The sequence below is a fragment of the Aestuariivivens marinum genome, assembly GCF_022662175.1.
Taxonomy (GTDB): Bacteria; Bacteroidota; Bacteroidia; order Flavobacteriales; family Flavobacteriaceae; genus Aestuariivivens; species Aestuariivivens marinum.
Window position 1 is genome coordinate 94,747 of sequence record NZ_JAKMCR010000002.1, and the last position, 14,193, is coordinate 108,939.

The 14,193-nt window shown below is 31.6% G+C and carries 16 protein-coding genes; 3 read left to right on the forward strand and 13 right to left on the reverse strand.

The window, feature by feature from the left end; translation table 11 throughout:
- Positions 1-10: 10 nt before the first annotated feature.
- A complete protein-coding gene (locus tag MR053_RS07620) occupies positions 11-994 on the forward strand; it encodes an MlaD family protein (protein ID WP_242131873.1) in 984 nt (327 codons plus the stop codon).
- Positions 995-1,041: 47 nt separating this feature from the next.
- On the opposite strand, the gene MR053_RS07625 is transcribed toward MR053_RS07620, so the two are convergent.
- The 13 genes from MR053_RS07625 to MR053_RS07685 form a co-directional block, all read right to left on the reverse strand.
- Positions 1,042-1,500: a pyridoxamine 5'-phosphate oxidase family protein gene (locus tag MR053_RS07625; RefSeq protein WP_242131874.1), complete on the reverse strand. Its 459-nt coding sequence runs from the start codon at positions 1,498-1,500 to the stop codon at positions 1,042-1,044.
- A 64-nt stretch (positions 1,501-1,564) separates the two neighbouring features.
- Complete coding sequence (locus MR053_RS07630) at positions 1,565-2,782, reverse strand: metallophosphoesterase (RefSeq protein WP_242131875.1); 1,218 nt, start codon at positions 2,780-2,782, stop codon at positions 1,565-1,567.
- A 6-nt stretch (positions 2,783-2,788) separates the two neighbouring features.
- Positions 2,789-3,385, reverse strand: a complete 597-nt coding sequence (locus MR053_RS07635; RefSeq protein WP_242131876.1) for a CDP-alcohol phosphatidyltransferase family protein — start codon at positions 3,383-3,385, stop codon at positions 2,789-2,791.
- Complete coding sequence (locus MR053_RS07640; RefSeq protein ID WP_242131877.1) at positions 3,386-4,294, reverse strand: mechanosensitive ion channel family protein; 909 nt, start codon at positions 4,292-4,294, stop codon at positions 3,386-3,388. It lies immediately after the preceding gene.
- A 9-nt stretch (positions 4,295-4,303) separates the two neighbouring features.
- Positions 4,304-4,600: a chaperone modulator CbpM gene (locus MR053_RS07645; RefSeq protein ID WP_242131878.1), complete on the reverse strand. Its 297-nt coding sequence runs from the start codon at positions 4,598-4,600 to the stop codon at positions 4,304-4,306.
- Positions 4,600-5,487 carry a DnaJ C-terminal domain-containing protein gene (locus MR053_RS07650; protein ID WP_242131879.1) on the reverse strand — a complete coding sequence of 296 codons (888 nt, stop codon included), beginning with the start codon at positions 5,485-5,487 and terminating at the stop codon, positions 4,600-4,602. Before MR053_RS07650 ends, MR053_RS07645 begins: the two co-directional genes overlap by 1 nt.
- Positions 5,488-5,541: 54 nt before the next feature.
- Positions 5,542-6,234, reverse strand: coding sequence for an ABC transporter ATP-binding protein (locus tag MR053_RS07655; protein WP_242131880.1), 693 nt, complete (start codon positions 6,232-6,234; stop codon positions 5,542-5,544).
- 1 nt (position 6,235) lies between these two features.
- A complete protein-coding gene (locus MR053_RS07660) occupies positions 6,236-7,498 on the reverse strand; it encodes an ABC transporter permease (RefSeq protein WP_242131881.1) in 1,263 nt (420 codons plus the stop codon).
- Complete coding sequence (locus MR053_RS07665) at positions 7,495-8,577, reverse strand: efflux RND transporter periplasmic adaptor subunit (RefSeq protein ID WP_242131882.1); 1,083 nt, start codon at positions 8,575-8,577, stop codon at positions 7,495-7,497. Before MR053_RS07665 ends, MR053_RS07660 begins: the two co-directional genes overlap by 4 nt.
- Before the next feature lie 2 nt (positions 8,578-8,579).
- On the reverse strand, positions 8,580-9,665 hold the full coding sequence (locus MR053_RS07670) for a site-2 protease family protein (RefSeq protein ID WP_242131883.1): 1,086 nt from the start codon (positions 9,663-9,665) through the stop codon (positions 8,580-8,582).
- 12 nt (positions 9,666-9,677) lie between these two features.
- Positions 9,678-10,283 (reverse strand): WG repeat-containing protein, encoded by a 606-nt coding sequence (locus tag MR053_RS07675; protein ID WP_242131884.1) that lies wholly within the window; start codon positions 10,281-10,283, stop codon positions 9,678-9,680.
- Positions 10,284-10,363: 80 nt separating this feature from the next.
- Positions 10,364-10,660, reverse strand: coding sequence for a thioredoxin (gene trxA / locus MR053_RS07680; RefSeq protein ID WP_242131885.1), 297 nt, complete (start codon positions 10,658-10,660; stop codon positions 10,364-10,366).
- 4 nt (positions 10,661-10,664) lie between these two features.
- Positions 10,665-11,054: a hypothetical protein gene (locus MR053_RS07685; protein ID WP_223550345.1), complete on the reverse strand. Its 390-nt coding sequence runs from the start codon at positions 11,052-11,054 to the stop codon at positions 10,665-10,667.
- Between the two features lie 126 nt (positions 11,055-11,180).
- Here MR053_RS07685 and MR053_RS07690 point away from each other — a divergent pair, with 126 nt between their 5' ends.
- Together MR053_RS07690 and MR053_RS07695 are read left to right on the forward strand one after the other, a co-directional pair.
- Complete coding sequence (locus MR053_RS07690; RefSeq protein WP_242131886.1) at positions 11,181-13,088, forward strand: PAS domain-containing sensor histidine kinase; 1,908 nt, start codon at positions 11,181-11,183, stop codon at positions 13,086-13,088.
- The gene (locus MR053_RS07695) at positions 13,085-14,143 is read left to right on the forward strand and encodes a response regulator (RefSeq protein ID WP_242131887.1); all 1,059 of its coding nucleotides are present in this window, start codon (positions 13,085-13,087) and stop codon (positions 14,141-14,143) included. The genes MR053_RS07690 and MR053_RS07695 overlap by 4 nt, the downstream gene beginning before the upstream one ends.
- Positions 14,144-14,193 lie beyond the last annotated feature (50 nt).

Below are 14,193 nucleotides of genomic sequence, written 5' to 3' on the forward strand. Positions count from 1 at the left end.
TATACATATCATGAAAAAAACATACAATCAAAAACTCTATTTAGGTCTCTTAGTTATAATAGGGCTAATTCTTTTTGTGGTAGCCATTTACTTAATTGGTAATCGCCAAAATATGTTTGTAAAAACCTTTACAATTAGTGCAAATTTTAATAATGTAAATGGTCTTATGCACGGTAATAATGTGCGCTATTCTGGAATAAACATTGGTACCGTAAAGACTATTTCAATGATAAACGACTCAACAATTAATGTCACCATGACCATTGAAGAAAAAATGGTAAAACATATTAAAAAAGATGCAATAGCAACCATAGGAACCGATGGTCTAGTAGGTAACATGATCGTAAATATTATCCCAGGAAAAGGGAATTCTAACATGATCTCATCTGGAGATGTCATTAAATCTTACACCAAAATTGGCACAAACGAAATGCTCAATACTTTAAATGTAACCAATGAAAATGCAGCTTTACTAACTGCAAAATTACTTAATATAGCAGATGCCATGGCAGATAGTAAAGGAACCTTTGGCATGCTTATTAATGATACCGTTGTATCCCATAACTTAAAGCAAACTGTTAATCAATTACGTATTATGAGCATCGAAGCCAACAAGTCCATGAAATCCCTTAACTCCATAATCAATACCATAAATTTTAATGAAAGTGTTGCCGGTATACTACTAAACGATTCCATTGAAGCGCAAAAAGTAAGAGTATTACTTACTAATCTCGAAGCTTCTTCAGAAGGAATTAAAATGGTAATAAACAATATAAATGAAACCATTACTGACTACAAAAATGGTAAAGGAACAGTAGATTACCTATTTAAGGATGAAGATTTCGTAAGAAATTTAGAGCAATCCATTAAAAATATTAACGAAGGAACTGATAAGTTTAACCAAAACATGGAAGCTTTAAAGCATAATTTTTTGACAAAACGGTACTTTAAGAAGTTAGAGAGACAAGAAAAAGAAAAGCAAACAAGTAATTAAATGATTTTTATAAAACCTATAAATTAATAATGAAGTGCAACAAAGTTCTACATAAATTGGCGTTCTCTTCCTGTAACATCATCTATATCTATTTTAAAAACTACAGGTGTGCCTTCTTTATATATTTTACTGGAAAATTCACTTAAAAACTTTAAGTCCCTCCCCTCTTTCCATTTAATTAAACCTTTTACACCTTCTGTAAATTTATGCAAATTAATTTTGGCAGTGCTACCAATAAATTCATCGTAGACACCATAAGCCACTACAGATCTCCAATTATTAACGGAATCTATTTCAGAAACTTCTAATGACACAGCACTATTAATACGCAAGGCCTTTATCTTATGCCCAATTCCCGAATAACCAATTATAGTATTAGCACTATTATCATAAAAATATGTAATAGGCACTATGTAAGGGTGATTGTTATAAATGTATGCCAAATGCCCTATAAAATTATTTTGGAGCAACTGGTAACATTTAGATTTTCCTAATTTTAGAATCATTTCTACAACTGGTTAATTATGCAACTAATTTATTTGATACGATGAATTAAAAAAATGATATTAGTCAGTTTGATTGAAGTGTAATTAAAGTAACCTCTGGCCGCATGCCTAATCTCCCAGGAAAACCAATCCATCCCAACCCCCTGTTAACATACAAAAACTGCTCATTGTGTTTATATAACCCAGCCCAATATTTATATTTATATTTTATGGGGCTCCAGGTCATATCCTTGTAATTAAGTCCAAGTTGCATCCCATGTGTGTGCCCAGAAAGTGTTAAGGCTATATCTGTTTTATCAATTACCTCATTTGACCAATGACTAGGGTCATGCGAAAGCAAAATTTTAAAACGGATATGCTCTATGGTTTTTATAGATTCCTTTAAATCACCGTATTGTTTAAACGGTGGTTTTCCCCAATTTTCAACACCAATTACAGCTAATTTTTCATTGTTAAGTTCTATTATTTCAGATTCATTTAGTAACAACCTAAAACCAATATCCTCATAAAAACGTTTTATTTTAATAAAGTTGTCTTTCTTTTCTTTAGCAGTCTTCCATTCAGAATAATCACCATAATCATGGTTTCCAAGAACGGCATATTTTCCTTTACTCGCCAATAATTTCTTAAATATACTACTCCAACCTCTTAACTCCCATGCATAGTTATTAACCAAGTCACCCGTAAAAAAGATAAAATCAGGGTGCACATTATTAATCAGTTTTATAGCCTTTTGTAAAATTTCATATCTGTAATTGAAGCCTCCAATATGCAAATCGGATATATGTACAATCTTCAAGCCTGCCAAGGCCTTTGGCAACTTACTAAAATGTATAATATGGGGGTGGACCTTAAAATGGTAAACAGATTTAAAAATAGCATATACAATTACAACAAAGGGTAATACCCCAGATAATAAGCCAACCAAAGGTACCACAATGGTCGACTCCTTTTCTGCTATAATATAGTTTCCAAAAAACAATATCGATATAATTATAACAAATAAAATCTTAGGTATAAACGATGAAACAGTAAGACCATATAATGAGGAAACCAATAATTGTTTCCGTCTTGGATTAATGTCGTCTAGGGTAATCTTAAGAACAATTATTGCAGATATAAGCCCTATAGTAAAACACCAAAACAATACATAGATAATACTTTTAAATGCTGGCGAAATTAGCAATCGTGTAATTTCCTGAAGCCAATAAAACGACAGTACATCTACCCCGACAATAGCTATACATAACAATATTATGGTAAACAGGGAGTAACTCCTCATAAACATTCATTTTAGTTGTTTCCCTTTTAACCTCCGTTTATCCTTTAAAGCCCAATAAATCCCTTTAACATCTGAGGCCCATTTTTTATACATAAAAATTAAAGTAATCTCTTCAATTGTTTCCAAAACACCTACTATGATCATTGTATAAAACAAAATAGGTTCAGGTCTAAAGAATAAAGACCATAAAATAAACAGGCTTTGCAGTACTGCCGAAATTTTAGCCAGATAGGTATGAAAAGCTGTTGCCTTACCATATTTCATATAAGCCAAGATCATTTGAACCACATAAGGTACAAAGGCAATGAGTATTAATGTAAGGTTAGCTTTAATAAAATGTGTTTCAAAATAAAACAAACCTATAAGCCCTATAATAAGTGTTATTTGGTCCCCGAACGAATCCAATTGAGACCCTCTAGGACTTGTTATATTAAATTTTCTCGCTAAATAACCGTCAATGGCATCTGTTGAATAACTTACCAGTAAGAGCCAAGTGAAAACCAAACGACAATCCAACCATAACATTGCCAACAAAACTGGTGCTGCCACTATACGGTAGAACGAAAACCAATCGGCAATATTAAAGTTTTTGAACGTTAGCATTTATTCAGCTTTATTTGTTAATTCAACATTTATTTCAGGTATCTTAATAAGTTCTAAAGTCGCAGATGCTAATGACACTTTTCCTTTTGTTTTCTTTATGGCCTTATGGATTTCATCATATAACAAATGTTTGGTAGAGCGTCTCCTTTTATAGTCAACAATATACCTTAAGTTAAATTGAATCCAGTTATCGGTTAATGTAATGGCTAATGTAGGATCAACCAAAGCATCTTCAATATAATACTTATTAACAACCGATTTCCATTGAGATTTAGACTTTGCTGTAAATTCCGAAAGGATATTTGAGGCTATCTTAATGATCAGCGATTTCGCGATCTCCTTATCGGACCCATAGGTAACCGGTAAATTAAGCTCATCCCATATGAAAGGAAAATCTTGGGAATAATTGTAAATAGGTCCTTTAAAAACAAAGGCATTACTTAATTTAACAATGCGCCCACTGTAATTATCACTACTTACCCATTGCCCAATTTCCATCATAGTCGTATAAATACTATCTACATCAATAACATCTCCCTTAATACCATTGATTTCTATTCTATCCCCGGGTTTATATACTTTAACGATAAAAATATATAATGATCCTGCAATACTTAAAATCAGTTCCTGAAGTGTAATGGCAATTCCTGCGGTAAACAATCCAATGGCCAGTGTTAAGTCTTTAATATTACCCGAAAAATATGAGAAGGTCAACAATATTAAAATAACATAACCCAGTATCTCTATGCCCTTTTGAGATTTATACCTTGCCACTGTATCTGTAACTTGTTTTCTTAAAAACCTTCGTGCAAGTTGTATAAGGATTAAAACAAATACAACTAACAATAGATATTTTACAATACTATATGTAGTTGGGTGCTCAACAATCCATGTTTTAATTTTATCCATGTTAATTGTTTATAAATCTTCATACAATCTCAACCTATTGTGCAGCATCCTTATTTCTTGTCTTAAAGCATATACTTGCTCCAATAAATTATAAATGGCATCAATACCTTCAATATTTATATCTAAATCATAGTGTAACCTAACTATTTTTTCAACCTTTATTAATTCTTTATTATGAATAAAAAATGTGCCCTTATAAGCCTTTAATTCAATAAGTTGAAATTCTTTTAACCTATTAATAAAGGCTACAGGAACTTTATAATGCTTGCAAACTAATTTTACTGGTATTAAATCTGTTCTTTCCATTATGATCGTAACGCTTGTAACTGTTCAATTAATTCTTTTTCCCTACTCGATAGATTAGTAGGTAATTTAATATGATAGGTTATTATTAAATCCCCGAATTGTGCCTCTTTTTTATATTTTGGAAAGCCTTTCCCTTTCAGTTTTACTTTAGTGCCATTTTGGGTCCCTGGTTTTATGTTGAGTTTTACTCTTCCAGTAAATGTCTCCATAGTAACCTCTCCTCCTAACAAGGCTGTATATAAATCTAAATCGACCGTGGTGTATAAATTTTCTTTATCCCTTTTGAATTTAGAATGGTTTATGATAGAAAATTGAATATACAAATCCCCATTGGGACCTCCATTAATACCTTTCCCACCATGTCCCTTAATTTTTATTACTTGCCCATTTTCAACACCCGCTGGAATGGTAATTCTAATGTTTTTGTTATTAAGGGTCAACGTGCGTTTATGTGATGTATATACATCTTTCAAGTTTAATTGTAATTCGGCATTTAAGTCCTGGCCCCTAAACTTAACTTGCCTACCTCCTGTTCGGGAATGCGAACCAGTAAACATATTTCTAAAAAAAGCTGAGAAATCTTCTTCAGAATACCCTTTGGAGTCACTTTGGTAATGTCCTTTATATGGCCCTTGATGCTTAGATTTTTCAAATTCATCTGCATGTTGCCAATGTTCACCATAGGCATCATATTTTTTTCGGTTATCAGGATTACCCAATACTTCATTGGCCTCATTAATTTCCTTAAATCTCTTTTCAGCATCTACATTATTTGGATTTAAGTCGGGATGGTATTTTCTTGCCAACTTCCTGTATGCTTTTTTAATATCATCCTCTGAAGCTGACTTAGATAAGCCAAGAATTTTATAATAATCTAAAAAAGGCATTTGTTTCTTTAATTATTCAGAAAGTTAACACCCTTATCGATGATATAAAATGATTTAAATCATTTGCCGTGGGTTAGTGACTATCCTGCCATCTTCCATCATAATTATTTTATCTGTTCGGTTAGCAAAATCTTCATCATGTGTCACAACTAACAAGGAAAGGCCTTCTTCTAAACTTAGTCTTTTAAATATATCGAAAACATTCTCAGAGTTGTAGCTATCTAAATTGCCTGTTGGTTCATCTCCCATAATTAAAGCAGGGTTATTAATTAGGGCTCTAGCTATTGCTACACGTTGTTTTTCTCCACCTGATATATGAGAAGCCTTTTTTTTAGCCAAATGATCTATATTTAAGGTTCTTAATTTTTCGTAAGCATCAAATTCAATTTCTTGAAGAGATTTTTCTGCCAATTTTTTTGCTGGAAGCATCACATTTTCCAATACTGTAAAGTCTGCTAATAAATAATGAAATTGAAATACAAACCCTATATGTTTATTTCTTATAAAGGATAAATAATCCCTACTTTGGTTTGTAATAAGCTCATCATTTAAAAGAAGTTCCCCTTCATAGTCAGTATCCATTGTAGACAAAATATATAACAAGGTAGACTTACCACATCCCGATTTTCCCATAATTGAAGTAAATTCTCCTTTTTCTATTTTAAAATTAATATCCTTTAAAACATGAAAAAGAACAGGTTTTTTAAAATACTTGTTTATATGTTTTGCCTCTAATACCGTAGTCATCTTATTGACCTCTAATAATTTTAACCGGATCTATTTTTCTAGCTCTTTTTGATGGCAAATAACCCGCTAAAAAAGTAGATAGCATTGCAAAGGAAAAACCAATAATAAAAAATAATGGATTCATATTTATTGGATAAGTTTCAATTGTTGGCAAAGCCTCAGTTTTAAATGGAATAGTGTCTATTAAACTAGCTAATCCAAAACCAATAATTAACCCTAATATACCGCCAACAAATCCAATAATCATCGCTTGGCTCATAAAAATAAACTGAACGTCTCTACCAGAAAATCCAGTGGCCTTTAAAATAGCTATGTCATTCATCTTTTCATAAATAAGCATATTTAAAATGTTATAAATACCAAATCCTGCAACAATAAGCAGGGTAATAGAAACAGCATAGGTAATAAGATTTCTTATGGTTGTACCTGTTTCAAATTGTGCATTGGCCGTTTTTATGTCAACTGCTTTTAAATTAAATTGCTGCTGTATTTTTTTTGACAAAGGAATTGCCTTTTCAATGTCGTATAGTTTCACATTGATATCAGTTATATAATTATTGGGTCGACCTAAAATACGCTGTACGGTTTTAATATTTGCAAAACTTTGAATAGCGTCTACATCTGCAATTCCACTTTGATAAAAACCAACTATTTTTAATGGAAAAACATCACCCCCAATTGGACTAACTTGAACTCGATCGCCAATTTTTAATGACATTTTTTTTGCTATACCTATCCCTAGTAAAATTCCGTTATCAGTATTTTCTAATGCCTTAGCCGAACCTTCGATAATATAATCTCCAAAATTAAACAACCGTAACTCTTCAATTAGATTTATTCCAGTTAGATTTCCACCCAATTCAATGGAACCAGCGATATAAAAAATTTGTGTCTTTATCTGTGGAATAGCTCCTCTAACCTTTTCGTTAGCATTTAAATAATGAATAATAGGAAGTGCATTATGAATATTTTTCTGACTCAACTTTGGTTTAATTGAATGTACAACATTAAAGCTATTTTTAACTCCATAATACATATCAACTGGTTGATTTTTAGAGGGTTCTATTTCACTATAAATGTGTATGTGTGGTGTTTGATTTAAAATTAAGTTATCCAGCATAGCATTCAACCCGGTCATAAAACAAACCAATGTTATATAGGAACCAATACCAAAAGTTACTCCTAATGCAGCAATTGATGTTTGCTTTATTTTTGTCAATAAATGTGTTTTCCCTATACTTAATATGAGCTTCCAATTGGTCATTGCCCTGGTTTATAAATATAAGTACTATCGGTTAATCCAGATTGCACCTCAACATACTCCATATTTTGTATTCCTAAAGCAACTGTAACTATGCCTTTGTTAGTTATCACTTTATTACCATTTATCAGATAGGCTTTTGGGATAGCTAATACATTTTCTTTTTTTGATATAACAATATTTGCCTCACCCGAAAGACCTGGATATAAAACTTCAGGCGGTTTTATAAAAACTGCTTCAATTTTAAAGGTTTGGTTGCGTAGGTCTTTTTCAGGATAAATTTTTGACACCACTCCGTTAAAGACCTCTCCATGATATGCATCTAGATGAATTAAAACATTTTGGCCCACTTTAATTTTTACAATATCAACTTCATCTACTAACATTTCAACTAAAAAATCAGAAGCACTACCAATAGAAACGAGCGGATCCATACTATTTACAATTTCTCCAGGCTCTTTATAAAGAGCATATACTTTACCATTAATCTTGCTTTTTACAGTAAAATCTTTGGAACCAATTAATGCTGCCCTGTAATTGTTTTCCGATTGCTTGACCACAGTTTGCAATTCGTTTTTTGTTCTCTGATAATTATTTTTAAGTGTAAGTAGATTATTTGAAGCTAGATCATAATTAAGTTTTTTGGTGTCATAATCTATCTTAGATCCTATATTTTGCTCCCAAAGCTTTTTTTGCCTGAAATAATTTAATGAGTCGTTTTTATATTTAAGAATAGCTGTGTTAATTTGATTTTGAATTCCCTTTAAAACGGTTGCTTTTCCATTATAGTTTTCTCTTGCCAAATCCAGAGCAAGTTTAGCCGTTTGGGCATTGAGCTTAGGTGTACTGTTTATAATTTGAACAAGTGGATCTCCTATTGAAACCGCATCTCCCTCCTCAACCATATTGGCTTCCAAAATACCGGCTACTATGGCGTAAGCTTGATACATACTGTCTGGCTGAATAGTTACCGAAGAATAAACTGATTCGGTTAAAGATTTCATAACTGGAAGAATACCATCTCGTTTATTGGAACACGAGGCAATTAACGCAATCACACCTAATATTTGAAAAATCTTCATAATCAAAAGACTAACCTAGCTTGTAACAATATATATTCATTAAGATTGGTTGCATCAATAACCCCAACAACTCTTTCTTTACTTAAAACAGGTACAAATGTTTTATTTTCAACAAAAATGATATGATAAATTTTATGAAGACTATCTGTATCTTTCACGGTTTCAAATTTTGTTTTCATGACATCCTTTACCAATACATTTTCATTGGATTTATCAATTATATCTTTATGGTATAAAATCCCTTTAATTTTATGGTCCTCCAATACAAGAAAGTTCGTTTCTGTCCCTGAAATGATTTTATTCACAACCAAATCTATAGAGTCTTCAGGTTTAAAAGTGGTTATGTTTATCATCATAGCCTCATCAACTGTATGACCCTTAAGTAATGCCATATGTTGAATAATTTGATTTTCACCATGTGCTCCCAAAAAAACAAACAGTGCAATAATGATTAAGAAAGGGTTATATAACATTCCTGTAAACAAAAAAAGAATTGCTATAAACTGTCCAATACTTGAGGCAATCTGTGTCGCTTTTACAGGAGCCAATTTAATGGCTAATAAAGCTCTTAAAATGCGTCCACCATCCATTGGAAAAGCCGGAATGAAATTAAATATCACTAAACCTAAATTAACCAAAAACAAATAAAACAGAAAGTTTTGAATTGTAAAACTCATTAATATCTCGAAAGTTTCGGTAAAATTCAACCTAACAAATTCATCTACCGGTACAATAAAATAAAGCATTACAACAATAAGAATATTTACTAAGGGCCCTGCTAGTGTTACCAAAAATTCTTGTTTTGGTGATTCTGGGATACGTTCTAAACTTGCCATACCTCCAATAGGCAACAGTACAATTTTTTTTGTACCAATACCAAAACGCTTTGCTGCTAAGGCATGTCCAAGTTCATGTAATACAACACATCCAAAAACAGCCAAGACCAATACTATATTAAAAAAAATGCTCTCGCTATTACCACCACGCTTTAATTCACTAAAAACAATCCATAGAATTAAAAAAAAGAATGTCCAATGCACTATTATTTTAATGCCGAAAACACTACCCAAATTTAGGTTTGCCTTCATTTAGAATCGTATTTAGTTCTTAATAACTTCTATTCTCCAGTTCATATTATCTGTATATACAGCGTAAATATTATTAGTAATTTGCTTTGAAGTTATTTTAGGAGGTATTAATAATTTTTTTTTGTCCAGAACTACATTTATTCCTTTGGGATTCAAATAATGTTCTATGTTTCCATCAATATCAATAACGGCTTCAAAATATTTATAGCGAATAACATTCTTTCCCAAAACATCGTTTTTTCCTAATTCCTCTTTAAGAACATGCAATGCAATAGCCTTGTTTTCAAAAAAGTTTGTTGCATTTAAAAATTGGGGCTCTATTACTGTTTTCCCCCTTTTATCGATGTATCCAAAGTAAGTGATACCGTCTGATTTTTTGGAAATCAAGCATAGACCATTTTTAAAAACAGGATATTTATACCCATCCATTTCTGTTGTAACCAAATCATTTCTAAAATCTATAACTATTATACCTTCATTATTAATAAAACCCCATGAACCACCTTTCATAACGGCAATAAATCCTTCATTTATAGGCGCTATAAAATCCAGTTCTTCTAAAGTCTGTGGAAATACCATAAATGGACAAACCATAAGTAATAAGATTAGTTTTTTCATAACTTAATTCATTTGTAATAAATCAAATTTAGGATGATCTATACTTTTACAAAATGATATCGATCATAATAATAACAGTATTAGGTATGTTGCTGTATAACAGCAAGAATATCATTTTTTTGAAGCACACCAGATTGACGCCAAAGCAATTTACCTTTTTTAAAGAGCATCATGGTAGGTACGCCCCTAACTTTATATTTAGTGGCCAAGGGCAGGTTTTTGTCAATATCAATTTTTATTATTCTTATGTCGTTGGAAAGTTCGTGCTTCACCTCTTTTAAAATAGGTGCCAACGTCTTACAAGGGCCACACCATTCTGCAAAAAAATCGATCAACACTAATTGACTTGAATTTATTATACTATTAAAACTACCCATAGTTTTATTTTTTTAATTCTAAATCTAATTTAGCCAATATAATTAACTCCGATTTGTTGATGCCAGAAAATGCTGCTGCAACTGCATAGGCCGTTTTATTGATTAGTTTTTTAATACTAGGGGTAAACAAGTGCTTTTGGTCATTTTTATAATCTATAAAATCTCTAAAGCAAGAGGCAACTTCTAAATTGCCTTCTTTTTCTAACCAATCAAAGACTATTTCTATTTGATAAGCGGCATCCGTTCCAAAATCGTCTGTTATAGGGTCTAAATCCAACCATTGTTCCTTAACCAAGGTTTTAAGTTTATTAAATTCTACAACACGCACTTGCCGATCCGAGGCTGCTACAGCATAAAATAGCTTGCCAAGATTTTGGTAAAATTTGTGAGTCATTTTCTTTATAGTTTCCATAATAATTAAAGTAAAATTCCATGCTAATAAAGTTAAATACTTGTATGCTTTTTAATAATGATATAGGTCAGTCTTACTAAAATAAACGAGGAATTTTTTGTATTTTTAATGAAGCATACCGTAAGTGTATTATCCATGTTCCAACAAGATCAAGAAATATTTAATATTCTTTTAGAAATAGTTTCTGAAGGTATTATCATTGTTGATCATCATCAAAAAATAATGGAGGTTAACGAAGCTTCTGAAGTTATTTTTGGGTACAACAAAAAGGAACTAATGGGAAGGGACCTTAACTTGCTTATCCCATCAAATTACCATAAAAGCCATGCCATTCATTTTGAAAAATTTATTCAGAAGAGAAAACGACGTAAAATGAACGAGGCAACTGATATTTATGCCTTAAAAAAAGATGGCACCATATTTCCTGTAGAAATTGAACTCAATCCTTTTTCTATCTATAACAAAACCTACATTATGGCTTTAATTAGGGATATTTCAGAAAAGCAGGAAATTAAAAAAAACCTTATGCTACGTACCCAAGCATTACAATCGGCAAACAGCGGAATTGTGATAACCGATGCTTTAAAATACGACAACCCAGTTATTTTTTTCAACTCTACATTTACAAAGTTAACAGGTTATTCAGAAAAAGAAATACTTAATCGCAATTGTAGATTTTTACAAGGGAAGGACAACAATCAAGAATCTCTTAACGTCCTAAGGAAAGCAATAAAAAAAGGAGAAAGTTGTCAGGCGAGATTGCGGAACTATAAAAAGGATGGTACTATGTTTTGGAACGATTTGTATGTTTTTCCAATTACTGATAATAAGGGTATTGTCACAAATTTTATTGGTATTCTAAACGATGTAACATTAAGAAAAAAAGCCGAAGAGGAACGTCTTCTACTTGCATCTATTTTCGATGAATCTTTAAATGAAGTATATGTTTTTGATGCCAAAACACTAAAATTCATCAACGCTAACCATGGCGCACAAAAAAACATTGGATATAGCTTGGAAGAATTAAAACAGATGACCACTCTTGACATTAAACCGAATGAAGACGAAATAACATATAGAAAAACAATTGATGTTTTATTAAAGAATAATGTAGTCAAGGTAAAATTTGAAAGTGAGCACAAACGCAAAGATGGTACAACATATCCCGTTGAAGAACACGTACAACGATCTAGGTTAAATGGAAAAGATGTTTTTACAGCTATTGTTTTAGACATAACCGAGCGAAAAAATTACACAACAAAACTTGAAAATAAAGTTGAGGAAAGAACATTGCAACTAGAAACAGCTCTTAATAAAGAAAAAGAGCTTAGTGAATTAAAAACCAAGTTTCTATCATTGGTGTCCCATGAATTTAAAACTCCCTTGAGCGCTATTTTAACATCTAGCGAACTCCTTAGCAAGTACACATTGGAGGAACATCAGGAAAAGCGTGATAAGCACATCAAAACAATTATAGATAAAGTTCATTTTTTAAACAACATTATAAATGACTTTTTATCAGTTGAAAAACTGGAAACAGGCAAAGTCAATTACAAATTCAGCAATTTTAAGCTGAGCAAAGTTGTAAATGAGGCTGTATATGATGCTAATATGCTTTTAAAGGAAGGACAGCAAATAATGTATCCTGAAAACATTGATGACCTTTCACTCTATCAGGATGAAAAAATAATTCAATTAATACTTTCTAACCTACTATACAATGCCATAAAATATTCTCCTGAAGGATCAACTATAGACTTACGCATTGAACAAAATGAAAAAATCACCACCATAACGATAAAGGATAACGGCATTGGCATTCCCAAAAAAGATCAAAAACATATTTTTGAACGTTATTTTAGAGCTCACAATGTAATTAATACCCAAGGCACGGGTATAGGTTTAAATATTGTTCAAAATCATCTTGAAAATTTAGGAGGTACCATACATTTTGAAAGCGAAGAAAATATAGGAACCACTTTTATTATAACTTTTCCAAACTCAGCAACCCCATGAAAACTGTTTTACTTGTAGAAGATGATGACATATTAAGAGAAAATACAGCAGAACTTTTAGAATTATCCAATTATAAAGTTTTAAAAGCTTCTAATGGTAAAATAGGGGTTAAACTGGCTAAAAAACATTTACCTAATATTATTGTTTGTGATATTATGATGCCAGAATTGGATGGATATAGTACCTTGGAAATATTATCAAAACACCATAGAACCAAACATATTCCCTTTATTTTTCTATCTGCCAAAACTGAGCGTCATGAGGTTAGAAAAGGAATGAACTTAGGGGCCGATGATTATATTACCAAGCCCTTTACTGAGGATGATATAATAAGTGCTATAGAAAGTCGTTTGGCAAAAGTTTCTATTTTACAAGAATTAAATCATTATAGTACAGATAACAAATATGTTAAACCTCAAGAAAGTGAAATAAAAACACTTAATGATCTAAAAAATTTTTTTGATGATTACGGAGATGAATTTAAGTTTAATAAAGATGAAATTATCTATCGAGAAGGAGACCATTCCAATTTCATTTACTTAATTTCCTATGGATCTGTTAAATGCTTCAGAATTGATGAACAAGGCAAAGAGTTGGTGACTGCTCTGTATAAAGAAGATGATTTGTTTGGCTACACATCATTCTTACATAATACACCACACCAGGAGACGGCTACTGCAATAGCAAATACCAAATTAACGGGTATTTCAATCTTGGACTTTAATGATATACTTAACGAAAATCACAAAGTTGCTCTGGAACTAATTGAACTTTTAACTGATGACCTATCGATGATAAAAGAACAACTTTTAGAAATGGCCTATGGTACAGTTAATAAAAAAACAGCTTCCACCATTTTAAAGTTTGCTGAAAAAATAAACCGTAAACCCGAAGACTTAATAAAAATTTCAAGGAACGATTTAGCTAGCGTTGCAGGGATTGCTCCCGAAACATTAATTAGAGCATTAACCGAATTTAAAAAGCTTGGGGTTATAAAAACAGAAGGACGAAATATTAAGGTCGTGAATTTAGAAAAATTAAAAAGTATTGTTTAGTGTTGCTTCATCAAAATGATGAATATCATTTTATCTAAAACTACTTCACG